Raw genomic sequence first — 22,664 nt, 5'->3', positions numbered from 1 at the left:
CCGCGATTTTATCTTTTTATATAAATTTATTTGTTAAAATAACTTTTTAATAATTTTTAAAGGACACCTCTTGAACCCAAGCGTTTCAAACGCGGTAAAACCGCAAAAACCTTTTCTTATTAGAATGTTTACCAACCTAGCGTTTTGGGTGGTTTTCGGCATCGTCGCAGGTATCGCGGTCGGCATGATCTTCCCCGATCTAGGCATCGCGAGCAAGCCTGGCATCGACTACTTTATAAAAGCTTTAAAAGCTCTCATCGGACCGATCATTTTCCTCACGATAGTCTCAGGTATCATCGGACTTGAGAGTATGAAGGAGCTAGGCTCCATCGGACTTAAAGGTTTTATCTACTTTGAGGTCGTTAGCACCATAGCTCTTGCCGTGGGAATAATCTTTGGCGAGACGCTAAAGCCGGGTCACGATATGCACCTTGACTACACGCAGCTTGACGCCTCCAGCGTAGAGAAATTTACGAGCCAAGCCTCAAATATCGACGCAAACAGCGGGGTTTTAGCGCATACGCTTCACATTTTACGCGGCGCTGTACCGGTTGACGGTATCTTCCCTTACGTGCATCTGCTTGATCCGTTTATCAAATCAAACACGCTTCAAGTGCTATTTTTGGCAATCGTTACGGCTGTTGCGATCTCGTTTTTAAAGCACGACTACAAAAAGAAGATCCTAAGACCGCTTGAAATCGTTCAGCACTGGGTGCTAAAACTGCTTACGATTTTGATGCTATTTAGCCCGGTTGCGGCATTTTCTGCGATGGCGTTTTTGATCGGTAAATTCGGCATTAACTCGCTTTTGGGTATGCTTGAGCTACTTTTCGTTATGGCTTTTGCGAGCTTGTTTTTTATCTTCGTAGTTTTGGGCGTTATTTGCTATTTTGCGAAGGTCAATATCTTTAAATTTATGCGCTTCATTGCAAAAGAAGTCCTGATCGTGTTTGCGACGAGCTCCTCGGAGACCGCGCTAGCTCCGCTCATGCAAAAGCTCGAAGCCGCGGGCATCCACAGGGGCGCGGTCGGACTCATCATACCGACTGGATACTCGTTTAACCTTGACTGCACGAACATCTATCTATCGCTTAGCGTTATTTTCCTAGCTCAAGCCTTCGGTATCCCGCTAACGGTCGAGCACCTGATACAAATTCTAGTCATCTTGATGGTAACGAGCAAGGGTGCCGTCGGCGTCACGGGCTCTGGATTTATCATACTTGCCGGTACGCTTGCCGCGCTTCCTAGCGCAGGTATCCCGGTCGTTACGGTTGCGGTGCTGCTCGGCGTGGATAAATTTATGTCCGAGATGCGCGCAGTCGGAAACCTCTGCGGTAACGCCGTAGGCTGCCTAATCATCTCGATCTGGGATAAAAAAGTAGATATGGAGAAATTCCGCTACGCACTCGATCACCCGGACGAGTTTCACTTCCATTCGTAAATTTAAGGCGGTGGGCTTTTAGCTCATCGCCTTGCTCAAACTACCCAAATTTAAAATTCGTATTTAAATCCCGAAATCCTACCCTTGTCGTCAAATTTGATCAAAAGCTCTTTGTCAAATTTGGCTACGATCTCGTCTTTGGCTTTCTTAAAAAATCCGCCCTTTTCGACGTTTTCATCAAATTTGACTCCGTTAAATTCCAAAAAGCTTTTGATAAAAATTTTATGATCTACGTCGTGATTTTGTATGCAGCCGCTTGCGATTTTAACAAACTCGTGTGCGCCAAGAGGCTCAAAAAGCGATGCCGGCGCATCGGTGATCGCTACAAACGCGCAGCCCTTATCGTGCCTGCAGCCGTAGTAGCATAAATTTTCGCCCACGGCTCCGCACGCGGCGATACATAGCGTATGTCCGTTAAAGTATCATCTAGCTCAAAGCTAGGCTCGCTAAAAGCCTGCAAACCCCACTCCAGCCCCGTGCGCAACACCTCCGCCGAAAACCGCGTCGCCTCCTCGCCGAAGTTATTTACGTTCGCGTGTCCCCACAGCCACGTGCCGCTCGCGTTTGACTCGCTGCCGATAAACCGGATCTTATAGATTTGATCGCCGAAAGATATCTCGCAGCTGTCAAAATCCACGTTCCAGTCGAGGCTGCCGACGATATCAGCAAATCTGTTTTGCACGGTCGCCATCTTGCCCAGCGTCGCCGAAAAAACCTGATGAAAGTCCGAAAAATCGCCTACGTAACGTAAATTTCGCATTTTTGCTCCTTTAAATTTAGTTTGCGAATTATACCGATTAAATTTTAAACTTGCCAAAAAATATTAAAATTTTATTTTAAGATTAATTAAAAGATAGTATAATTTCATAAATTTTATCTCAAATTTAGGAGCGAACATGGACATAGTCGACAGGTTTTTACGCTATACGAAGATCAACACCACGACAAACCGCGAAGCGGGCGCGGCGGGCATCATGCCTTCAAACCCAACCGAGCACGATCTGGCAAAGCTGATAGAAAGCGAGCTAAAAGAGCTTGGCTTGCAAAATATAAAAAGACGAGAAAACGCCATAACTACGGCCGTTTTGCCGTCAAATTCCTCTAAAAAGCTGCCGTCCGTGGCATTTTTCGCGCACCTTGATACGAGCGCGGAGCAAAAAAACGACACGAAAGCGCAAATCGTGCGCTACGAGGGTGGCGACGTCACACTAAATAAAGAGCTAGGCATAATGCTCAAACTTAGCGAATTTCCAGAGCTTGCCAACTACGTCGGAGACGATCTCATCGTAACCGACGGTACCAGCCTGCTAGGCGCGGACGACAAGGCCGCTATCGCCGCCATCGTAAACGCAGCGCAGTTTTTCATACAAAACCCGCAGATCGAGCACGGCGACGTGACGTTTGGCTTTTTACCCGACGAGGAACAAGGTCTGCGCGGAGCCAAGGCGCTTGACGTCTCGGAGATAAAGGCTGATTTTGCCTATTGTCTTGATTGCTGCGGTATCGGCGAGCTGATTTATCAAAACTGGAACGCCGGCGACGCGGTCGTGACCTTCGTCGGGCAGTCCGCGCACCCGATGAACGCCAAGGGCAAGCTAGTAAATTCATTGCTACTCGCGCACAAATTTATCTCGATGCTACCGGGCGGCGAAGCGCCCGAGTACACCGACGGCGTCGAAGGCTACTACTGGGTCAAAGAGCTATCTGGCAACAGCGCAAAGACCGTGCTAAAGCTCGACGTTCGCGAATTTAACGAGGCGAAATACGCGCAGCGCATGGCGTTTTTGCAAGATCTCTCCGACTCGTTTGCTAAAATTTACGGCGCGCACAGAATTCAAATCAGCCTAAAAGACCGCTACAAAAACGTATTTAACTACCTAGCGGACGGCGAAAACAGCCTGCCCGTCGTCGCGGCCAAGCAGGCCTACGCACGCCTAAATATCGAGCCAAAAGTGATCCCGATGCGAGGCGGATACGACGGCGCGGTCATCTCGGAAAAGGGCGTACCGTGTCCGAATCTTTTTACCGGCGCGCACAACTTTCACTCCATCTACGAGTACCTGCCGGTAAAATCGCTACGCGCGGCCAGCAACGTCGTCTGCGAGATCGTAAAAATCATAGCAGAGAAATAAACCGGATCAAATTTGAGGGCGACTTCGCTCTCAAATTTGCAAGTCGCAATCGCCCCGCCGACTGCCTTTATCTACGTTTACGAGACCCATCTCTTCACGGCGCTAGCTCAAATTTACGTCAAATTTGAACCGTAAATTTGACCGAGTCGCCCGAATTTAAGCTCGCTTTGCGTAAAATGCGAAAGCAAATTTAAATAGGAGCAAATTTGATGAAAAAGATATTTTTGCCGCTGATCGCTGCTTCGGTTTTGGCTGTCGGCGCCGACATAAACGCGCTGCAAAAGGAGTGCGACGATGAAAAAGGAGCAAGCTACTACGAGCTTGGAGTTTTATACGATAACGGGCGAGATGGAACCGTGCAAGACTATCAAAAAGCGGCGGAGCTCTACTCAAAGGCGTGCGAGCTAGGTAACGGCGCAGGCTGCTCAAATTTGGGCTTTTTATACGACAACGGAAGCGGCGTAGCGCAGGATAGCAAAAAAGCTGCCCAGCTTTACACAAAGGCGTGCGATATGGGCGATGAGGCGGGCTGCTCAAATTTGGGCTTTGCCTACGCAAACGGGCGCGGCGCCAGGCAAGACTACGCAAAGGCTAGCGAATTTTACGCCAAAGCTTGCGATATGGGTAACGGCGGCGGATGCTACAACCTAGGCAACCTATACGCGCAAGGACGCGGCGTCAAAGAGGATACAAACGCGGCCGAAAAATACCTCAAAAAAGCGTGCGATATGGAGCCGGAGCTAGCCTGCGACCGCTATAAAGAATTTATCCAAAGATAATTTTACGGCCTTTGCGCGGCAAATTTGACTCGGTAAATTTAATAGTAAAATTTGCCGTTTTAGCCTTAAATTTTAGCGGCAAGCTGCACGTATAAAAATCTCTCGCAAAACCCAAATCATGAGCCAGGACGACTGGCATCGCCCCGGCAAACGCAAAGTCGGCAAAGCGCCGACTTTATCAAATTTAGCTCCGTAAATTTAGAGCATAAAAAACGCTATAACGCACACGGCTATCGCCATCGCCGGAGCCGTTCGCTTAGCTATCTCGACCGGGCTAACCATAGCTAGGCCCGCGCACACGATCGCTGCACCCGCGATAGGAGACGACGAGCGGCCTAGCGCGCCTGAGATAGCAGCGGCCATGCCTAGTTTATCTTGCGTGAAGCCAAGATCCGCGGCGTGAACGGTGATAGCTTGGTTAAACGCCATAGTAGCCGCATCCCCAGAACCCGTAACCGTACCCATGAGATACGGCACGAAAGTGCCGCCGTAGCGCACGAACTCCTGAGAGTGTTTTAGCCACTCGGTGACCGCGTCGATCGCGCCGCACGCCTTTAGACCCGCGACGAAAACGCCAGCCGCGATGATGATACCCATAACCTCGGCGTAGGCGCTGCCCATACCGTTAAAAAACTCTTTGGTGATCTTTTCCGGGCTCGTCCACGTGATGAAAACCGCGATGATAGCACCAAGGATCATAGCCTCGGCCACGCCCATCTTCGTCCATGCTAGCCACGAGATTTTATTTAGGCCTGTACCGCCGACGATGAGGATAACTAGCGGGATGAGAGGCGCTAGAGCAAAGAGTAAATTTACCTTCGTCTGCGTCGCTTCGCCCGCGTTGCTTGTAGATTTAGACGAGAAATCCTGTCCTTTTTGATAATCTTTAAAGATAATCGCCGTCAAGCTAATCACGATCAAAACTACGATGCCTGCGGCGACGGCGTTTGGAAACTGAACGCCGATGACGTCTTGGACGGTGTAGGCTTCATTTGTCTTTTTTACCATATCGGTTACGAAGATATTATGCGCCGAGCCGGGGCTTAGCACGCCGCCAAACGTACCAGCAAACACAGCCGCTCCCGCCATCGCAGGACGTACGCCCGACGCCATCAAGAGCGGTATCATCGTAGCTCCCACCGCAGCCGAGCAGCCCGCAGCCGACGGTATCGCGATGTTGATAAAATAAGTCAGCACGAAAGTAGCCGGAATCAGCAAAAATCCGATATTTTTCATCGGCTTGGTAAGTAGCAAAACTAGGTGCTGGTCGCACTTAGTCACCTTCATAACGTAGGCAAAGCCCATGCTGGCGCATATCGCCTTGATAAGGCCGGCCGAAGTCATCGACTTCGTAAAGCTCTCAAGCGCTCCGAGCGGATTTAGACAGATGACGCAGAGCACGAGTCCCACGCCGATGAGCACGGTTTTGGTCTCTCTTTTTTTGACCAATAAAAACACGACGGCGATCAAGCCTATGACCGCACAGATTAGCTTAGCAGTAGCCATTTTGTCCCCTTTCGTTTTGTGTTTTATACTTATTTCAAATTTAGATCAAATTTGCGCCGCTTGGGTTTTGCACGCTACTTTCGAGTCAAATTTAATCTTTTTATTTTTGTCGCCGATCGATACCAAATCCAAATTTGAAAGCTTTTCTAAAGCCGTTTCAAATTTGAGCCGCGAACCGAAAACAGCTAAAATTTAAAGCTATCTCCAACCTTTATGAGCTCGGTTTCTTTTTGATACGCCATTTTTAAGACGGGGCTATTTTCCATGCCCATCACGGCCGCGTTTTCGCCCTTTATCCTTAGAGCCGTGCCTTCAGGCAGCGCGTAGATCAGGCTTTTTTGATTTACTATCAAAAACTCCTCCAGCCTCTCCTCCCTGCTTTCGCCGTTGTGTCCGGCGATCTTGCCGCTGATAAAATGCGGATTTATCTGATGCGGGAATATATTTAACGCGTCAAAGCTTTTTGGCATGATGATAGGCATGTCGTTTGTCGTCATCATCGTGCTTCCGGCGACATTTGCGCCCGCGCTCCAGCCAAAATACGGCACTCCCGCCTCCACTCTTTTCTTGATAGCTTCGACTAGATCAAATTTATAAAGATAGTAAAGCAGCGCAAAGGTATTTCCGCCGCCGATACAGATGGCTTTAGCTTCGGCTACGGCGCGCTTTGGATCGCTAAAGTTATGGATGGACGCGATATTTTTGTATTCTAGGCAGTCGATGACCTTTTGCTCGTACTCGTCGTTTGTGCGGCGAACTCCGGCGTACGGGATGAAAAGCACCTGCTCGTCCCAAACTCCGCACTCTTTTAAAAAGTCGTATATCCAGTTTTTACAGTGTCTAAGATAGCCCGTATCTTTGTAGCTCGAACTGCTTAAAAGCAAAGCCTGCTTCATAAAATCCTCCTAAATTTACAGATTTCGTCATTGTTAAAACTCAAAAAAGTAATTTAAAATATAAAGATAATATAAAAAATTTTCTTTAAATAAAAACTTTAAAACTATATGCTAAACGAGCTTAAAAACCGATAAAAAGTGATAATATTATGAGATTAAATAATATATTTGTTAAAAACCGTTCCGCCGAATTTCAGCGTCTCGCAAGCCGCAGGGTTATATCATTATCAAATTTTAACGAGAAAGGGCAAAAATGACGCAGTTTGACGCGAGAAATGTCAGCATGGTGATGGATCTTTACGAGCTTACGATGGCGGAGGGGTATTTTAAAAGCGGGGATCAACCGCGCGTGGCGTTTGACGTTTTTTACCGCAAGGTGCCCGACGGCGGCGGTTTTGCGATATTTGCGGGACTTGAGCAGATCATAGAGTATGTAGAAAATTTACACTTTGACAAGAGCGACGTGAGCTACCTGCGCTCGTTAAATTTATTTAGCGAGGATTTTTTGGATTACCTGCGTAAATTTCGCTTTAGAGGCGATATATACGCATTTGCCGAGGGTACGATCATCTATCCGCAAGAGCCTTTTATGACCGTCGTAGCCTCGCCTATTGACGCGCAGCTCATAGAAACCGCGATCCTATCGCAGATAAACCACCAAAGCCTCATCGCGACCAAGGCTAGGCGTATAGTAAAGGCCGCGGACGGCAGGAACGTGTTTGACTTCGGTGCTAGGCGCGCTCACAACCTAGACGCCGCCGTATATGGCGCCAGAGCTGCCTATATCGGCGGCGCGGACGGCACGGCGACGGTGCTGGCGGCTAAGGCTTTCGGTATACCGACGACCGGCACAATGGCGCACAGCTGGGTGATGTATTTCGGCGACGAATTTGAAGCCTTTAAGCGCTACGCCCTGCTCTATCCCGACTCCGCTTCACTGCTCGTAGATACCTACGACGTGCTGCATAGCGGCGTGCCAAACGCGATAAAAACGGCAAAAGAGGTGCTAGAACCGCTCGGTAAGCGCCTAAAAGCGGTCAGGCTAGACTCCGGCGACCTAGCGTATCTATCCAAAAAAACGCGCTCGATGCTAGATGACGCAGGGCTGCAGGACTGCAAGATCACGGTCTCAAACAGCCTGGATGAATACACCATCGCCTCAATCTTGGCTCAAGGCGGGCAGATAGACGGCTTTGGCGTGGGCGAACGGCTGATAACCTCTAAGAGCGATCCGATTTTTAGCGGGGTTTATAAGCTTGTCGCAGTCGAGAATGGCGGCAAATTTAACCCTCGCATCAAGCTATCAGAAGCAGTAGAAAAGATGACAAATCCGGGCATAAAAAAGGTCTGGCGCATCTACCAAAACGGCCAAGCCATAGCCGACCTCATCGCAAACGCGGACGAAACGCCAGATCTTTCCAAACCCTACCGCTACATAGATCCCGAAAAACCGTGGAAGGAGCTGTATTTTGAGGGCTGCACGGCAAAACAGCTGCAAAATCTAGTCGTAAAAGACGGCAAACGCGTGGGCGAAAAGGCAAATTTAGCGCAAATCAGAGAGCACGTAAAAGAGCAGCTCGAAAATGAAATTTGGCAAGAGGAACAGCGCTTTGAAAACCCGCACAAACACTACGTCGATATGAGTGTGGACTACTACGAGATGAAGATGAATCTGCTAAAACAAACCAAAAAATAGGCGGATCAAATTTCGCCTTTGCTTGATTTTGAAGTCAAATTTGACTGCTAAATTTTAAGAATCGACTCAAATTTGACTTATAATATTGCTTTAGATTATGTCTAATGATAAAATTGACTTTTAAAATTTGAAAAATAATGTGAATGGATGGTGGGTTCACCAGGACTCGAACCTGGGACCATCCGGTTATGAGCCGGATGCTCTAACCAACTGAGCTATGAACCCGCCAGTTGAAGTGAGGTTGTGATTATAGCAACGCAAAGCTTATTTACTGCTAAATTTTGATTTAAAACGCAAAAATGTATAATACGCCAAATTTAATCCAAGGCAAAAGATGAACGAAAATTTAAACGATTTTATAGACGCATTTTTACTAGGCGGCGGCGAGCAGAGCGAAAAGGCGCTAATCGCAGCGCTAAAAAAGACAGAGTTTTTGGCGCCCGTACTCATAAACCAAGCCTTAGCAAAGCCCGACGGTAGCGCAGTTTACGAAGAAGAAGGCTCAAATATCAAATTTGTCCTACTAGAAGACGAGGAGAGCGGACTTAGCTATTTCCCGGCGTTTTCTAGTAGGGGCGAGATGATGAGATGGCGAAACGACGCCGAACAGGAGGCGATAAACCTGCGCCTAAAAGACTATGCCGCTATGCTAGATGGCGCCGAAGGTAAATACGCCGGAGTCGTGATAGACGCCTTTTCGCATAGTTTGATTTTGGATTTGGCAAAACTCAAAGCAATCTGCGCTGAGTAAAATTTGATCCAAAAATAGCATGTCCGCTCAGTAAAATTTAAAGATAATCCCGCACGCAACCGCAAATTTGAGGGAAAAAGATGGATAAGCTTAGACAAAGATATATCGCTCTTCAAAAGGCGTTTTGGGATTCTGACGGCGGAGCGGCCAGCATTTTGGCGCTGTATGAGTTCAAAGAGGAGCTTGAAAAATGCGATGAAAAAGAGACAAAGCTCGTACTGGTGGACGTTTACGAGCTACTAGGGCTTAAAAAGAGCGCCTGCGAACTGCTCGGCAAAATTTGCGATCCGAAGGACAAAAAGCAGCTCAAAAAGCTCGGCTATCTGAAGCAGTAAGGCGCAGACGGCGATGCTGGCGCGATAAAGCGCCCTCAAACCGCTAGCGAGGCGGCGCGCCAAAGCAAAAAGCTAAAGGCAATGCCTCATTTTCGCTACCACCCAAATCCCTTTAAAACGGGCGTGTTTAAAGAGGGCGTAAGCGTGGTTTGCGAGTGCTGCAAACAGGCGACGGACGCGTGTTATTGCGGCAGCATTTACTGCGTGGCGGACGTGAACTACCTTTGCCCTCACTGCATCGCTAGCGGCGCGGCTGCGGCGAAATTTGACGCCAGCTTCATCCAAGACGCGGATCCTCTACTGCCGGGCGTTGCGGACGCGCAGGCTAAAACCGAGGAGCTGTTTAAAAGGACGCCTGGGTATTTTAGCTGGCAGGGGGAGCGTTGGCTTGTTTGCTGCGACGATTACTGCGAGTTTTTGGGCGACGTAGGCACGAAAGAGCTGCAGGAGATGGGCATCGCAAAAGAAGTTTTTGAGGAATACGCCCTGCGCGGCGAATTTGCGGTAGAGGACGTGCAGAGCTATCTCGTCGCGGGCGGCGATATGGCGGGCTATCTGTTTCGTTGCACCCGCTGCGGCAAGTATAAAATTCAGGTCGATGCAAGCTAAATTTGAGGCTAAATTTGAAAAATTTTACTCGCCTGGCCCCGCAACTTGAAAACGTAAAATTTGAGTTAGCTAAATTTGATGCTGTTTTGCTTTTATGTTGAGGGGTTTTAAACTACGCTTCGCTTCGCAGTTGTGAGCGCAACGACGCAAAAGAGCCCCATTTTTATATCCACTTTTTCCTTTCTTTGGGAGAGGAAGGGGCTTTACTTCACCTGCGGCTCGTAACTGCGAGCAGACCTACTTACGCTCTGTTTACAGCTACGAGCGAAGCGAAAGTAGAGCGTCGCCTTCCTTTGCGTCGTGCTAGGCACTCGCAACTGCCGAAGGCAGACCCTTTCCCGTCTGCTCCGCAGCTGCTAGCGCAGCGACGCAGAAGCCCTCTCCAGCCCCACTGCACGTTAGAAGTTGCTGCACTGCGTGCAGGTCTAGATTTGGCGCTTACGCACTAAACATCTTTTTGATTTATAGCAGACGCAAATTTGCGAATTTAAAAATCCAGCGACGCTTTGCGTCAGCAAAGCTATGTCGCCACCTCTCACATCGTAGGGGATAGAGGATTGTTAAGGGGGGAAGGGAGCTCTTTTGCTTCGGCTTTACCTCGCCTTGTGCTTGCACTCTCTTTGAGAGCTGCAAAACAGAGCGTAATTCAAGCCCCCCCTTAACAAAGAAGCAAGATAACTTTAGACAATCATTTTTGTTTTTAAGAAATTTAACACATAGCATCAAATTTGAAAACCAAATTTAGCGCCTTAAAGATACGGGTCTCGGCAGATAAAATTTACAAATTTAGGAAGATATGAAACAAGTGTTCCAGATAGAATAGGCGTAGTTTAACTTTAAAATTTTAACCCGTGAGGGCGCGTATATAAAATACGTAACCGAAACGGATTTAAATTTTAAAACCTAAATCCTTTACGGGGAATCAAAATCGCCCGCATCAAACCCCAGCTCCAGCGTCCTTATCTCCCCTATCGCATTTCCAGCGATCCCCTTTATCGAGCCAAACATCTCGATCGCGTTGTCGCGCACCTTTTCGATCTGTTTTTCGCGGCTCTTCCAGATTCGTTTCATCGCGTTTTTCTCGCGCTCCAGCTCCTCGCTCATCGCAGAAAAGCCCTCCACGATAGCCTCGATCCGCATCTTAAACTCGTTGCTAACTAGATACGAGTAGAGCATCTCCATCTTGTTTGAGCGATTTTGCGCGGAGTTCCTAGCAAAATTTAGCTCCACGACGCCCTGCCTTAGCACGAAACAAAGCGCCTTAAACTCCTCGTAGTTGCACACCCATACGCCGTCAACCAGCCCCATGCGCTCTAGCTCCCGCGGCCGCGCCTCGCTAACTAGCACCCCGACGTCGGCGCCCGATGAGCGCATATCGGTCTTAAATTTCTCTATCCATTCGTTTGAGAAATTTTTCGTGCGTTTGCTCTCGTAGTAGATTTTGCCGCAGTTTTGCGCCTCGCGGGTGTTTACGATCTGCATCACGTCCGCGCCGTTTGCGCCCTTTTTGACCTCATCTATGACGTCAAATACGAACTTCTCCCGCAGCCACGCCTCGATGGCGAGCTCTTGCGTCTCGCCTTGCAGCTGCTCGCTGCCCTGCTCTATGCGCCTTTGCGCCTCGTTTAGCTGTTTTTTTAGCGCCTCTAGCTGCTCGTCTTTTTGCTTAAATTTTAGCTCGTTTTGCTCGGCCAAAGCCTTGCCTAGCCGCTCTTTTTCCTCGTTTAGGCGCTTGCTTAGCTCGGCCTCGGTTTTAGCCATCAGCGCGCTTTCAAACTCGCTCTTTTCGCGTTTTAGCTTTTCTATTTCGAGCGTCTTTAAATTTAGCTCGTTTATCTGCTTTGACTTGGCTTCAAGCTCGTTTTTTAGGGCATTTACTATGTTTAAATTTTCGCCCTCGAGCTTTGCTTTTATTTCGTTTTCAAGCTCTGTTTTTTTTGCGTTCAAGGCTGCGGCAAATTTAGCGTCGAATTCTTTTTCCTTCGCGCTTAAAGCGTCCAAATGCGCCTTGTATTCGGCCCTTTTAGTCTCGATCTCTTTGTCGAAATCTCGCCTAGCTGCCGCCATTTTTTGCTTCATTTCAAGCTCAAGCTCGGTTTTAAGAGCCAAATTTACATCGACCTCGGCGCCGCAGTTGCCGCATTTTACGCTACTTTGCATTTACAGCCTCGTTTTCATTTTTTCAAATTCGTCCTGCACGGTGGCCGAGTTTGGCTCGTTGCTCATCTTGTCTATCGCGTCGCCGTAAAGGCTGGTTAGATAAATCACGACGCAAGAAACCGCAAAGCCAGGCAATATCTCGTAAACGTAAGAATTTAGCCCAAGCGCTATCCAAGCTATCACCGTCGCTCCGCCCGTTATCATGCCTAGAAGCGCCGCTAGCGCGCTCATCCTGCGCCAATAAAGGCTAAAAAGCAGCACCGGCCCAAAACTCGCACCAAACCCCGCCCACGCGTAGCCAACGACGTTTAGCACGCTTTCGTTAAAGCTAAAAGCAAGCGCGGTAGCCACTAGCGCGACGACCACGACAGCGTATCTACCAGCTGCAACCTGAGCTTTTTGCGAGATTTCTTTTTTATAAAAGGCAAACACGAAGTCCTGCGTCACCGAGCTTGCGCTAACCAAAAGCTGGCTAGAGATCGTACTCATGATAGCCGAAAGTACGGCCGAGATGATGATACCCACGAAAAACGGATGAAACAGCGTCTCGCCAAGCTGCAAAAATACCTTCTCGGGGTCTGCTAGAGGTAAATTTAACTCGCTGTAATACACAAAGCCGATAAGCCCGCTCATCATAGCTCCGGCAAGCCCTATCGCCATCCAGCCGATACCGATACGACGCGCCTGGGCTAGCTCCTTTGAGCTTCGTATCGCCATAAATCTAACTATGATGTGCGGCTGCCCGAAATATCCAAGCCCCCACGCCATGAGCCCCAAGATGCTTAAAAAAGTCTGGCCGTAAAAGACGTTTAGGTGGTTTTTGCCGTATTTTGCCACCTCACTCCAAAATGTAGCGCCGTCAGGCAAATTTAGATTACAAAACGCCACTATCGGCACGGCGACTAAAACCAAAAACATCAGCGTGCCCTGAAACGCGTCCGTGATGCAAACCGCGCGAAAACCGCCGAAAAACGTGTAAAAAACGACGATAGCCAGCGTAAATATCGCGCCGAATTTAAAATCTAATCCAAAAAAGCTCTCAAAGCTCTTGCCGCCCGCGATTATCCCGCTACTCACATATAGCGTGAAAAATATCAAAATCAAAAGCCCTGAGACTATACGTAAAATTTTAGTCTCGTCCTTGAAGCGATTTTGTAAAAAATCAGGGATCGTGATACTGTCGCTGGCAACCTCGGTATAGACGCGTAGGCGCTTTGCTAAAAACAGGTAGTTGCAATACGCTCCTATAACGAGCCCCAAAACCATCCAAATCGTAGCAAGCCCCGTGGCATATAGCGCGCCCGGCACGCCAAGCAGCATCCAGCCGCTCATATCACTAGCTCCGGCGCTTAGTGCGGTTACGACCGGCCCTAGGCGGCGATTGTCGAGCAGGTATTCGCCCATATTGGCGTTTTTGTTATACGAGTATCGCCCCACGAAAAGCAAAAATCCAAAATACAGCGCGATGGCGATATAGCGAGCGTAATCCATAAATTTCCCTCGGGTTTTAAATTTGAGTTACGATAATATGATAAATTTGTTTAAAAGATAATTTTTTCGCGTAAAAAAGGTTAAATTTATATTTTTTTTCGTATTATTAACCCTCATTACACTTTTAAGGTTTAAGAAATGCTAAACGAAAAATTTTTCAGGGCGCTGTTTTTCGTCGTCATCGTCTCCGCGGGCGTTTACTATTTTTATCCGACGGAGTTAAACGAGGCGCAACGTCTAGCCTACCTTAAAAGCTACGGCGTGACGCTGGGACTCACCATAGGCGGCACTGCTATCGGCGTGACTTTGGGCTTTATTTTGGCGTTTTTAAAATTTTTAAATATCAAAATTTTAAGCTTTCTCATCGACGAGTACGTAGATATCCTGCGCGGAACGCCGATTATTTTGCAGCTGCTTATATTTTCGGTCGTGATTTTTGCGACTTGGAGCGATAACTTTTACGTCGCTTTGATCGCGCTTGGACTAAACAGCTCCGCATACGTCGCAGAGATCGTGCGTAGCGGCATAAATAGCGTCGATAAAGGGCAAATGGAAGCCGCAAGGGCAATGGGCCTAAACTACTACGTCTCGATGCGAGAGGTGGTGTTTCCGCAAGCGACCAAAAACATCTTGCCTGCGCTTGCGAACGAATTTATCTCGCTGTTTAAAGAAACTTCGGTCGTAGGCTATATCAGCGTTATAGATATCACGATGCAAAGCAAAAGCCTGCAAGCGGTATTTTATAGCCCGGAGCCCGTCATTTTCACGGGCATAGTTTACTACGTCAGCGTGAAGTTCTTTACGTTTTTGGTTAAAATTTTAGAGAGGAGACTAAATCGCCATGATTGAGATTAGAAATTTGAGTAAAAATTACGGCGATTTACGCGTCCTAGACGATATCAGCGTAGATATCAAACAAGGCGAAATCATCGCTATCATAGGCCCTAGCGGCGGCGGAAAGAGCACGTTTTTGCGCTGCATAAACCGCTTAGAAGAGCCAAGCGGCGGGCACATCAAAATAAACGGCGAGGATATAACGGATAAAAAAACGGATATAAACAAAATCCGTCAAAAAGTGAGCATGGTTTTTCAGCACTTTAATCTTTTTGCAAATAAAAACGTCTTGCAAAATTTAACCCTAGCTCCGATAAAAGCGGGGATTTTGGATAAAGAAAGCGCAGAAAAAAGAGCCGACGAGCTACTAAAAAGCGTGGGTCTAAGCGATAAAAAATACGCCTTCCCGCACAAGCTCTCAGGCGGCCAAAAACAGCGTATAGCGATAGCTAGAAGCCTCGCGATGAATCCCGAGGTTATACTCTTTGACGAGCCTACCAGCGCGCTAGATCCCGAGATGATCGGCGAGGTGCTAGACATCATGAAGGACGTCGCGGCAAAAGGCATCACGATGCTAGTAGTCACCCACGAGATGGGCTTTGCTAAAAACGTGGCAAATAGGATATTTTTTATGCACGGCGGTAAAATAGCCGTGGACGACACGCCTAAAAACGTATTTGAAAACCCTAGCAATCAGCGTTTGCAGGATTTTCTAGGTAAAATTTTAAACCACTAAAAGGAGGTCAAAATGTCACAAAACATCGTTGCGGCTTTGTCCGCCGGCAAATTTAAAAAACTTTTCGTTTTCGTAGCCGCCGCTTTGATGCTTTCAGGCTGCGGTCAAAGCTCAAATGAAAAAGCGAGCAAAGACGCCGCAGTAAAAAACGAGGCAGCCCCCGTAGCGGTACAACAGACGATAAGAGTGGGCTCGAGCGCGGACTATCCGCCGTTTGAGTATATCGACGAGCACAACAAGATCGTAGGCTTTGAAATCGATATGATAGAGGCCGTCGGTAAGAAAATCGGCGTCAAATTCGATGTACAAAACATGAGCTTTGACGGACTGATCCCGGCTCTAAAAACGGGCAAGATAGACGCCGCGCTAAGCGGTATGAGCGCGACCGAGGAGAGAAGAAAATCGGTCGATTTTACCAAGCCTTATTATTTTTCGGATAATCTTTTTATCCGCAAAAAAGGCACCGACGTAAATGCGACCAATATGCATCTCAAAAAAATAAGCGCGCAAATAGGCACATTGCAAGAGACCGCGGCTAAATCTATCTGCGGCGACCTAGCCGTACCTGCAGAGACCGTAGCGGCTGCGATTTTGTCGCTAAAAGCGGGCAAAATAGACGTCGTGCTAACAGATAGTCCGATCGGCTACGAGTATCTAAAGCAAAACTCGGATTTAGAAGAGTTTTTAAAGCTTCCCGACGGCACCGAGGGCTTTGCGGTCGCATTTGACAAGGGCAAGCACCTAGAGCTAATCGGCAAGATAGACGTCGCGATAGAGGAGCTCAAAAAGAGCGGCGAATTTGACAAGATGATGGAAAAATACGGCCTGAAGTAAATTTGCGAGCCCGCACCTGGTTGCGGGATTAAATTTAAAACCAAATTTAAAGGAGAGAAAATGAAAAAGATTTTTGCGCTGCTTTTAGCGGCTCTAGCTACGCTTGGCGCCGCCGAGCTAAAGATCGGTACCGCCGCAAACTATCCGCCGTTTGAGTACGTGGACGAGCAAAACAAGATCACCGGCTTTGACATGGATCTAGTAGCCGAGCTCGCTAAACGCGCGGGCTTTGAGTACAAGATCGTAAATATGAGCTTTGACGGCCTAATCCCAGCTCTAAAAACGGGCAAGATCGACGCCGTAGCAAGCGCGATGAGCGCAACCGACGATAGACGAAAATCTATTGATTTCACTCAGGCTTACTATGCGACGGAAAACATCTACTTGCGCGCTAAAGGTAACGACGCTATCGCGAGCAAAGACGCCTTAAACGGCAAAAGAGTGGGCGTACAACAAGGCACCGTCCAAGAGATCGCCGCCAACGCTATCGCAGGCGCTAAAGTCGTGCCTGCCGAGGATCCGGTTCCGCTAATCATGGGACTAAAAAAAGGCAAGATAGACGCGGTCGTGCTTGATAGCTCGATCGGTTACGGCTTTTTAAAGAAAAATCCCGAGCTTGAAGAATTTTACAAAGAAAACGACGGTAGCGAAGGCTTTTCTATGGCGTTTGACAAAGGCAAGCAAGCCGATCTAATCGCTAAAATAAACGCCGCGCTTGAAGAGATGAAAAAAGACGGCAGTTACGACAAACTGCTAGAAAAATACGATCTGAAATAATGAAAAAAAGCGCATTTTTTACTCTGCTTAAAATTTGCGCTTTAGCCTTGCTGTCGGTAAATTTGGCTGCTCAGTTTACCGACATGCAAATCACCCAAACGACCAAATCCAAACGCGAAAAAGTCGTCAAAGAGGTCCTTTTTCTAGAAAAAATTTTAGACTACGATACCTTTGTCTTTAGACTAAACGCCGCCGTGATCGCCCCTTGCAAGCTTGCAAACGTTAAATTTTACGACGGCTCAAAATGCATAAAAGATAAAAAAGAGCTGGAAATTTTCGGCAAATCCTACGACAAAGAGATCAAAAAGATATTTCGTCCTGAGCGCAACTACTACGTGCTCACGCTAAAAAATCTAGGCGATAGATGGCTATGCGAAGTAAGCGACGAAAGCAAAATCCTAAACAAAACCCTAGTCAAAAACGGCCTCGCCTCGCCTACTAGCAAAGAGTACCAAAAAATCGAGGTCAAAGAGGACTGGGCAAAGAAAAATCACGCGGAAATTTACGAGTGCCTAACCGGCAAAAAGCTAGAAGAACCGAAGAAAAAACCTAAAAAAACCGAAAATAACGCCACCAAAAACGATCAAACCAAGCAAAACTCTTTAGGCTTGCAACCTGCGCAAACGCAGCCGCAAACTCGGCCGTCGCCGATGGAGTCGCAAGGAAACGGCCCCGTAAATTTAAAGGAGCTAGGCGTCGAGTTCGGCAAGGATTTTGGCGACAAATAAATTCGCTCAAAGATAAATTTAACATAACCGCTCAAGGCAAAACAATGAAAAATCCTAAAAAAAATATCTTAATCATCGCTGGCAGCGACAGCATCGGGGGCGCAGGCATACAAGCCGATATAAAAACCTGCGAGGCCTACGGCTGCTACAGCGCGACTGCAATCACGGCTCTAACCGCGCAAAACACGAGCGGAGTGAGTGCGGTGATGCCCGTAACGCCCGAGTTTTTAAACGCGCAGCTAGAAGCAGTCTGCGCCGAGCTAAAATTTGACGCCGTAAAGATCGGCATGCTCTTTAACGAACAGCTCATAGCCTGCGTCAAAGCCTGGCTAGAGCAAAACAGAGGCATAAGCGCCGTGATAGACCCCGTCTGCGTGGCGAAATCCGGCGCCAAGCTGCTGCAAGAGGGCGCCATAAACGCGCTAAAAGAGCTTTTAAGCCTCGCTCGCATCGCGACGCCGAATTTAGACGAAGCGCGCATTTTGGGGTTAAATTTTGACGGCGAGAGGTTAAATTTAGGCGCGGATCTACCCTGCGACGTCGTGCTAAAACGCACGCAAACGAGCGAGATTTGCGAGGACACGCTTTATAAAAAAAGCGGCGAGATAGTTAAATTCGGCGAACCGCTCGAGCAACCTACGATCATGCACGGCGCGGGCTGCAGTTTCGCCACGGCCATCGCCTGCGCTCTAGCATGCGGGGCAGACGAGATAACGGCGATCAGACGCGCCAAAGCCTTTGTCGCAAACGCGATCAAAAACGCCCACGGCTCAAATTTCGGCGTGCGGCTGTTAGATCACAAAGCCGCGGGCGAAAATGTCTGAAATTTACGCTATCACGGACGACGTCCTAACGCCTGAAAATAGCGTGCTAGAGCAAACTCGCGAGCTGCTAGAGTGCGGAGTGAAGTTTTTACAGTACCGCACCAAGATTGAGCCCAAAAACGAGCGCGTAGCGACCGCTCTAAAAGAGCTTTGCGAGCGCTACGGAGCGAGATTTATCGTAAACGACGATGTAAAATTTGCCGCCAAAATAGGCGCGAACGCCGTGCACATCGGCAAAGACGACGGCGGGGTAAAGGCCGCTCGCAAGATCCTAGGCGAGGACGCTTTCATCGGCGTTAGCTGCTATGACGATCTAAATTTAGCCCTGAAAGTGCAGGATGAGGGTGCTTCTTACGCGGCATTTGGCGCCCTGTTTGCAAGCCCGACCAAACCGCACGCTCCGCTTTGCAAATTTGAAACGATAATGCGCGCGAAGGAAATTTTACGAATCCCCATTTGCGTGATCGGCGGCATAAATGCAGCAAATATCGCTCAAATCGCCGCGCTAAATCCAGACTATATCGCCGTTATCTCAGCGCTTTACCGGCCCGCATCCATAAAAGAAAATTTGCGAAATTTGCAAGCGTTTTTGTAAAAATGCGCTAAATTTACGTCAAATTTGCGTCGCTAAACTGCGCAATGCTCCGCTCAAATTTAAGCCGAAATTGATAAAATTCGCTTGACTAAAAAGGATAAAAATGAAAACTCTAATCATCTTAGCCCACCCTGACATCCAAAACTCGGTCATAAACAAACGCCTGCTACAAGAGGCTCTCAAAGAGCCGCAGCACTTTAGCGTTCATGATTTGACGCAGGTTTACGGGAGTGGCGATATCGACGCCGCGCGCGAGCAAGAGCTCATCAGAGCCCACGACGCGCTCGTTTTGCAATTTCCGCTTCACAACTTCTCCTGCCCTCCGATTTTAAAATCGTGGATCGACGCGGTGATGACGCACGGTTTTGCCTATGGACGCGGTTCGGACGGCATAGCGGGGCGCAAGGTCGCGCTAGCCGTGACTGCGGGCATCAAAAAGAGCGACTACTGCCCGCAAGGACGCTATCATTTTAGCTTGCGCGAGGTTCTTACGCCGTTTGAGCTTGCGTTTAAATACTATTTTCACGCCGATTACCGCGACTTTTTTGCATTTTACGGTGCCGAGGAGACCCGGGCGTGGACTACCGTATCAAGCCAGGACGATTTAGAGCGCGGAGCTAGAGAATACGCGGAGTTTTTGCAAAATTTGGGCTAAATTTGATTGGCGCATTTTAGCCTTGCTACGCGTAAATTTGCCTCACTATAAATCACGGAGGTCACGCTAAATTTAAGCTTTATCGCCGCTATCTCTGCGATTTAGCGCTCGGCAAAAATTTGCGAGCGTTTTTGTAAGGCTTAAAATTTGACGAGTCTGCTTGCCTTGCTCAAATTTGACACGCTAAATTTGAGCGTCAAATTTGCCAAGCCGCGCCAAAGGCTAATCTTTTTTATAAAACACGTTAAATCCAAATCCGCCGAGCAAGATTATCAAGCCGGCAATCCCCGCAAAAGGCGAAAACCAAAAATCCATCGTCCCAGCATAGAGCAAAACAAGTCCCGCGCAAAGGCTGATCGCGATATCCGCGATAAAACTAACGCCCCTCTCGAAAAAGCCTTGAGATTTTTTCGCCGTCAGATTTTTACTGAGATTTCGTATTTCCAAAACCTTGAAATTTTCGTATTTCACGCTCGCTTCGTCGCCGTTTGCTAGCTCCAGGGCGCGCTTTTTAGGGCTACTACCCCACAAAAACGTATCGCCGACCGTGACGCTAAAATAGCTTTTCTCTTTCATCTCAAAAATCCTTAGATTGCGCACCATACCGCTAACCTCGCCGTTTGCCTTGGGCTCTTTTGCGGCGCCGAGCATCGATCTAACGCGTAAGCCCAAAGACGCCTCGCGGTGATATTTAAACCAAGCAAAGGCAAGAGAGCCGAAACCAAAAACAAGCAGCAAAGTGCTAAAAAGCGGCTGCCCTCCGTCAAAGCCCGAGAAAATCGCCCAAACGCCGGCCGCGCCAAACAGCAAAAACAGCACGAAAAACAGAGCCGCAAAAAAGGAGCTAGGTTCGTAGGCGTACCAGGCCGCGGAGTTTAAAGAGCGGTTTTTTAGCCCCAAAACCCGCCCCTTTTTATCGCAAACGACTAGCGTTTCGTCGCCGTCATTTACCGGCAGGAGCGGGCTTTGCAGCGAGCGAACGTTTAAAAATTGATCCTCCAAGCTAAAGCTATAATCAAATCCGCTTTTGTCTTTATAGACGCACTCAAGCGAATTTACGCGGCCACCGAGCAGTTTTAAACCGTTTTGCGTTTCTTGCAAGCTAAATCCTCTTTAAATTTTACGTTTTCGCGCCCGAAATTTGAGCGATATAAATTTGCGCGCCTATAAATTTGATCGCTCGTTTGCTCGTCAAATTTAAAAATAGGCGCCGAATTTGCCGCGTTTTTTAGCGGCGAATTTGACGGCGAACTACAAATTCGATTCTTTTAAAAATTTTCGCAAAGCCAGATACGCGTTTGCCTTGTCTGTTTGAGTTTTGCCATCTAGGCACATCAAAGGCAGCGATAAAAATAGGCAAATAATAAACGCAAACATGATGACTAAGTATCCAAAATCCGAAAGGTGGCGAGCTAGCCAAACTATCGGTATAATCATAATAGCACCAAAAACGCTATTGGGCAAAAACTCCATCATCGCCTCCTCAAAAATCATCAAATGCGCGCGCCAAGCGTAGTTTTTGAGCCACTTATTTGAGGTTAAATTTTTAAAATTCCAAACTTCGTTTTGCTCGTCATAGGCGATGGCTAAGCGGTCGTTTTCGCGAGGCACGAGGCGATCTTTAGAAATTTTGGCGTTAAATTTCGCGCCCGCGATCTCAAAAACGCAGTCATCCGTCGCCGCACTCCACCTCACGTTTTTTACCTCGCCCGCTAAGACCTGAAACTCGCGCGAATTTCGCATCTAAATTTTCTCCAGAGTTTTTGTAAATTCGTAAAAATTAACGCCGCGCAAATTTGAGCCGGGCGTAAAAATACGTCAAATTTGAGCAGGGCAAAACCCGCGCGGGCGCGTAAATTTGACCGCGCAAAAAAGCGCAAGCAAAGGCTTTAAACCTGACGACCGATTTTGCCCGGGCGCTAGCAGAATTTAGCAAATTTACGCCGTAAAGATAGCCGTAAAAGCCGCCGAGCAAAAGCTCGCAAGCCGCAAAATGCCATCAGGAGCGAGCTAAATTTATCCGCAAAAAGCGGTCAAATTTGAGCAAAAGCAAATTCTGCGCCGCTTGATAAATTTACCCAAAAATCGACCCAAATTTAAGCCTAGCAATTACCGACGCGTCAAATTTGAGCCGAGTAATCTAAATTTACATGAGACGCAAAGCCGCCCGCAAAAAGACAAAAGCGCGGACGGTCAAATTTGACGGATCGCCTAGCCGAAAAAGCAAATTTACGCCGCAAAAGCCCGCAAATTTACCGCGTCGCCAGCCCGTCTAGCTCGTTTGCCAGCGCATTTACTTTCGATTCGTCCATGCCGTTGCGCTCGACGTCGCTCACGACGATATCCTCCCACGTCTTGGCAAACTCAGCTTGCGATAGTCCCAGGCCGCCCTCGCCCTTTGGTAGCATACCGCTGATCACCAGCGCGCGGAAGCACACGTGGCGGTCGCCCTTGTAGGCTTTGCACTGCTCTAGCGAGTTTTTAAACTCGGCTCCTAGGTGCTGCGCGACCTTGTCGTCCGGGTACTTTTCCGCCGCGCGAGCTATATCAAGTGCGGCTTCGTAGTACTCCGATATGGCTTTAAACTCGTCGTTTTTAGCAGCGTACCCTAGTAGTTCGCCCGCTCTTTTGCTATCTCTTGGCGCGCCTAGACCCGTAACGTAGAGTAGCCCCAGATCCCCACAGGCGTCTCTTAGGCCCTCGTCGCAGTATTTTTTGCGGAGCTCAAATTCCTCTTTAAATTTGCCGCTTTCAAAGTAGTTGTTCTCGCCCGCCACGGAGTTGTACTCGCGCAGTACTTTTGCGTACTGCTCAGGGCTAAACGGCTTTGCCTGCGCGCAAACGGCGCAAAGGGCAAACAAGGCTGCGGCTAAAATTTTATTCAT

Annotated in this window: 25 protein-coding genes and 1 tRNA gene; 16 read left to right on the top strand and 10 right to left on the bottom strand. The window is 48.2% G+C overall.

Translation table 11 applies throughout. The annotated features are described in order from the left end of the window. Positions 1-70 precede the first annotated feature (70 nt). Complete coding sequence (locus H7R39_RS01385; RefSeq protein ID WP_185897641.1) at positions 71-1,441, top strand: cation:dicarboxylate symporter family transporter; 1,371 nt, start codon at positions 71-73, stop codon at positions 1,439-1,441. Positions 1,442-1,491: 50 nt separating this feature from the next. Here H7R39_RS01385 and H7R39_RS01380 read toward each other — a convergent pair whose 3' ends face one another. Further along, positions 1,492-1,821: a hypothetical protein gene (locus H7R39_RS01380; RefSeq protein ID WP_185897640.1), complete on the bottom strand. Its 330-nt coding sequence runs from the start codon at positions 1,819-1,821 to the stop codon at positions 1,492-1,494. Then, a complete protein-coding gene (locus H7R39_RS01375; RefSeq protein WP_185897639.1) occupies positions 1,764-2,201 on the bottom strand; it encodes a DUF6882 domain-containing protein in 438 nt (145 codons plus the stop codon). Before H7R39_RS01375 ends, H7R39_RS01380 begins: the two co-directional genes overlap by 58 nt. Before the next feature lie 136 nt (positions 2,202-2,337). Here H7R39_RS01375 and pepT point away from each other — a divergent pair, with 136 nt between their 5' ends. From pepT to H7R39_RS01365, 3 genes are all read left to right on the top strand, one after another. Next, positions 2,338-3,573, top strand: coding sequence for a peptidase T (gene pepT, locus H7R39_RS01370; protein ID WP_185897638.1), 1,236 nt, complete (start codon positions 2,338-2,340; stop codon positions 3,571-3,573). 12 nt (positions 3,574-3,585) lie between these two features. Further along, positions 3,586-3,708, top strand: a complete 123-nt coding sequence (locus H7R39_RS11410) for a hypothetical protein (RefSeq protein WP_267454497.1) — start codon at positions 3,586-3,588, stop codon at positions 3,706-3,708. A 74-nt stretch (positions 3,709-3,782) separates the two neighbouring features. Continuing rightward, positions 3,783-4,352 carry a tetratricopeptide repeat protein gene (locus tag H7R39_RS01365; RefSeq protein ID WP_185898474.1) on the top strand — a complete coding sequence of 190 codons (570 nt, stop codon included), beginning with the start codon at positions 3,783-3,785 and terminating at the stop codon, positions 4,350-4,352. Positions 4,353-4,550: 198 nt separating this feature from the next. Here the strand turns inward: H7R39_RS01365 and dcuC are convergent, their stop codons facing one another. Continuing rightward, positions 4,551-5,858: a C4-dicarboxylate transporter DcuC gene (dcuC, locus tag H7R39_RS01360; RefSeq protein ID WP_185897637.1), complete on the bottom strand. Its 1,308-nt coding sequence runs from the start codon at positions 5,856-5,858 to the stop codon at positions 4,551-4,553. A gap of 185 nt (positions 5,859-6,043) precedes the next feature. Beyond that, a complete protein-coding gene (pepE, locus tag H7R39_RS01355) occupies positions 6,044-6,754 on the bottom strand; it encodes a dipeptidase PepE (protein WP_185897636.1) in 711 nt (236 codons plus the stop codon). Between the two features lie 253 nt (positions 6,755-7,007). Between pepE and H7R39_RS01350 the strand changes: the two genes are divergently transcribed. Beyond that, complete coding sequence (locus tag H7R39_RS01350; protein ID WP_185897635.1) at positions 7,008-8,450, top strand: nicotinate phosphoribosyltransferase; 1,443 nt, start codon at positions 7,008-7,010, stop codon at positions 8,448-8,450. A 148-nt stretch (positions 8,451-8,598) separates the two neighbouring features. On the opposite strand, the gene H7R39_RS01345 is transcribed toward H7R39_RS01350, so the two are convergent. Then, a tRNA-Ile gene (locus tag H7R39_RS01345) sits at positions 8,599-8,675 on the bottom strand. 109 nt (positions 8,676-8,784) lie between these two features. Between H7R39_RS01345 and H7R39_RS01340 the strand changes: the two genes are divergently transcribed. From H7R39_RS01340 to H7R39_RS11150, 3 genes are all read left to right on the top strand, one after another. Continuing rightward, positions 8,785-9,201, top strand: a complete 417-nt coding sequence (locus H7R39_RS01340; protein ID WP_185897634.1) for an SseB family protein — start codon at positions 8,785-8,787, stop codon at positions 9,199-9,201. 80 nt (positions 9,202-9,281) lie between these two features. Further along, entirely contained in the window at positions 9,282-9,536 is a 255-nt protein-coding gene (locus H7R39_RS11155; RefSeq protein ID WP_228724699.1) for a hypothetical protein, read from the top strand. Positions 9,537-9,617: 81 nt separating this feature from the next. After that, positions 9,618-10,145 (top strand): CbrC family protein, encoded by a 528-nt coding sequence (locus H7R39_RS11150; RefSeq protein WP_228724698.1) that lies wholly within the window; start codon positions 9,618-9,620, stop codon positions 10,143-10,145. Between the two features lie 912 nt (positions 10,146-11,057). Here the strand turns inward: H7R39_RS11150 and H7R39_RS01330 are convergent. Both H7R39_RS01330 and putP read right to left on the bottom strand, forming a co-directional pair. Then, on the bottom strand, positions 11,058-12,305 hold the full coding sequence (locus tag H7R39_RS01330) for a DUF2130 domain-containing protein (protein ID WP_185897633.1): 1,248 nt from the start codon (positions 12,303-12,305) through the stop codon (positions 11,058-11,060). Further along, the gene (gene putP, locus H7R39_RS01325; RefSeq protein ID WP_185897632.1) at positions 12,306-13,796 is read right to left on the bottom strand and encodes a sodium/proline symporter PutP; all 1,491 of its coding nucleotides are present in this window, start codon (positions 13,794-13,796) and stop codon (positions 12,306-12,308) included. Between the two features lie 138 nt (positions 13,797-13,934). On the opposite strand from putP, the gene H7R39_RS01320 reads away from it, so the two are divergent. From H7R39_RS01320 to H7R39_RS01285, 8 genes are all read left to right on the top strand, one after another. Further along, a complete protein-coding gene (locus H7R39_RS01320; RefSeq protein WP_002948422.1) occupies positions 13,935-14,645 on the top strand; it encodes an amino acid ABC transporter permease in 711 nt (236 codons plus the stop codon). After that, complete coding sequence (locus tag H7R39_RS01315; RefSeq protein WP_002948421.1) at positions 14,638-15,366, top strand: amino acid ABC transporter ATP-binding protein; 729 nt, start codon at positions 14,638-14,640, stop codon at positions 15,364-15,366. Before H7R39_RS01320 ends, H7R39_RS01315 begins: the two co-directional genes overlap by 8 nt. 12 nt (positions 15,367-15,378) lie before the next feature. Beyond that, complete coding sequence (locus H7R39_RS01310) at positions 15,379-16,200, top strand: transporter substrate-binding domain-containing protein (RefSeq protein ID WP_185897631.1); 822 nt, start codon at positions 15,379-15,381, stop codon at positions 16,198-16,200. A 60-nt stretch (positions 16,201-16,260) separates the two neighbouring features. Further along, positions 16,261-16,977, top strand: a complete 717-nt coding sequence (locus tag H7R39_RS01305) for a basic amino acid ABC transporter substrate-binding protein (protein ID WP_185897630.1) — start codon at positions 16,261-16,263, stop codon at positions 16,975-16,977. Continuing rightward, complete coding sequence (locus H7R39_RS01300; protein WP_185897629.1) at positions 16,977-17,705, top strand: hypothetical protein; 729 nt, start codon at positions 16,977-16,979, stop codon at positions 17,703-17,705. The genes H7R39_RS01305 and H7R39_RS01300 overlap by 1 nt, the downstream gene beginning before the upstream one ends. A gap of 44 nt (positions 17,706-17,749) precedes the next feature. Next, positions 17,750-18,529, top strand: coding sequence for a bifunctional hydroxymethylpyrimidine kinase/phosphomethylpyrimidine kinase (gene thiD, locus H7R39_RS01295; RefSeq protein ID WP_185897628.1), 780 nt, complete (start codon positions 17,750-17,752; stop codon positions 18,527-18,529). Further along, complete coding sequence (thiE, locus tag H7R39_RS01290; RefSeq protein ID WP_185897627.1) at positions 18,522-19,124, top strand: thiamine phosphate synthase; 603 nt, start codon at positions 18,522-18,524, stop codon at positions 19,122-19,124. The genes thiD and thiE overlap by 8 nt, the downstream gene beginning before the upstream one ends. 103 nt (positions 19,125-19,227) lie before the next feature. Further along, entirely contained in the window at positions 19,228-19,779 is a 552-nt protein-coding gene (locus H7R39_RS01285) for an NAD(P)H-dependent oxidoreductase (protein ID WP_185897626.1), read from the top strand. Between the two features lie 222 nt (positions 19,780-20,001). Here H7R39_RS01285 and H7R39_RS11145 read toward each other — a convergent pair whose 3' ends face one another. From H7R39_RS11145 to H7R39_RS01270, 3 genes are all read right to left on the bottom strand, one after another. Beyond that, entirely contained in the window at positions 20,002-20,880 is an 879-nt protein-coding gene (locus tag H7R39_RS11145; RefSeq protein ID WP_228724697.1) for a hypothetical protein, read from the bottom strand. Positions 20,881-21,030: 150 nt separating this feature from the next. Then, positions 21,031-21,522 carry a hypothetical protein gene (locus H7R39_RS01275; RefSeq protein ID WP_185897625.1) on the bottom strand — a complete coding sequence of 164 codons (492 nt, stop codon included), beginning with the start codon at positions 21,520-21,522 and terminating at the stop codon, positions 21,031-21,033. A gap of 509 nt (positions 21,523-22,031) precedes the next feature. Beyond that, positions 22,032-22,664, bottom strand: a complete 633-nt coding sequence (locus tag H7R39_RS01270; protein WP_185897624.1) for a hypothetical protein — start codon at positions 22,662-22,664, stop codon at positions 22,032-22,034.

Origin of the sequence: Campylobacter massiliensis, from assembly GCF_014253065.1 — a bacterium.
Classification (GTDB): Bacteria; Campylobacterota; Campylobacteria; order Campylobacterales; family Campylobacteraceae; genus Campylobacter_A; species Campylobacter_A massiliensis.
This window is presented reverse-complemented; position numbering and strand designations above follow the sequence as displayed.

Coding starts and splice junctions, on each gene's coding strand:
- H7R39_RS01375 (WP_185897639.1), bottom strand. CDS start 2,201: ATGCGAAATTTACGTTACGTAGGCGATTTTTCGGACTTTCATCAGGTT.
- pepT (WP_185897638.1), top strand. CDS start 2,338: ATGGACATAGTCGACAGGTTTTTACGCTATACGAAGATCAACACCACG.
- H7R39_RS01365 (WP_185898474.1), top strand. CDS start 3,783: ATGAAAAAGATATTTTTGCCGCTGATCGCTGCTTCGGTTTTGGCTGTC.
- dcuC (WP_185897637.1), bottom strand. CDS start 5,858: ATGGCTACTGCTAAGCTAATCTGTGCGGTCATAGGCTTGATCGCCGTC.
- pepE (WP_185897636.1), bottom strand. CDS start 6,754: ATGAAGCAGGCTTTGCTTTTAAGCAGTTCGAGCTACAAAGATACGGGC.
- H7R39_RS01350 (WP_185897635.1), top strand. CDS start 7,008: ATGACGCAGTTTGACGCGAGAAATGTCAGCATGGTGATGGATCTTTAC.
- H7R39_RS01340 (WP_185897634.1), top strand. CDS start 8,785: ATGAACGAAAATTTAAACGATTTTATAGACGCATTTTTACTAGGCGGC.
- H7R39_RS11155 (WP_228724699.1), top strand. CDS start 9,282: ATGGATAAGCTTAGACAAAGATATATCGCTCTTCAAAAGGCGTTTTGG.
- H7R39_RS11150 (WP_228724698.1), top strand. CDS start 9,618: ATGCCTCATTTTCGCTACCACCCAAATCCCTTTAAAACGGGCGTGTTT.
- H7R39_RS01330 (WP_185897633.1), bottom strand. CDS start 12,305: ATGCAAAGTAGCGTAAAATGCGGCAACTGCGGCGCCGAGGTCGATGTA.
- putP (WP_185897632.1), bottom strand. CDS start 13,796: ATGGATTACGCTCGCTATATCGCCATCGCGCTGTATTTTGGATTTTTG.
- H7R39_RS01320 (WP_002948422.1), top strand. CDS start 13,935: ATGCTAAACGAAAAATTTTTCAGGGCGCTGTTTTTCGTCGTCATCGTC.
- H7R39_RS01315 (WP_002948421.1), top strand. CDS start 14,638: ATGATTGAGATTAGAAATTTGAGTAAAAATTACGGCGATTTACGCGTC.
- H7R39_RS01310 (WP_185897631.1), top strand. CDS start 15,379: ATGTCACAAAACATCGTTGCGGCTTTGTCCGCCGGCAAATTTAAAAAA.
- H7R39_RS01305 (WP_185897630.1), top strand. CDS start 16,261: ATGAAAAAGATTTTTGCGCTGCTTTTAGCGGCTCTAGCTACGCTTGGC.
- H7R39_RS01300 (WP_185897629.1), top strand. CDS start 16,977: ATGAAAAAAAGCGCATTTTTTACTCTGCTTAAAATTTGCGCTTTAGCC.
- thiD (WP_185897628.1), top strand. CDS start 17,750: ATGAAAAATCCTAAAAAAAATATCTTAATCATCGCTGGCAGCGACAGC.
- thiE (WP_185897627.1), top strand. CDS start 18,522: ATGTCTGAAATTTACGCTATCACGGACGACGTCCTAACGCCTGAAAAT.
- H7R39_RS01285 (WP_185897626.1), top strand. CDS start 19,228: ATGAAAACTCTAATCATCTTAGCCCACCCTGACATCCAAAACTCGGTC.
- H7R39_RS01275 (WP_185897625.1), bottom strand. CDS start 21,522: ATGCGAAATTCGCGCGAGTTTCAGGTCTTAGCGGGCGAGGTAAAAAAC.
- H7R39_RS01270 (WP_185897624.1), bottom strand. CDS start 22,664: ATGAATAAAATTTTAGCCGCAGCCTTGTTTGCCCTTTGCGCCGTTTGC.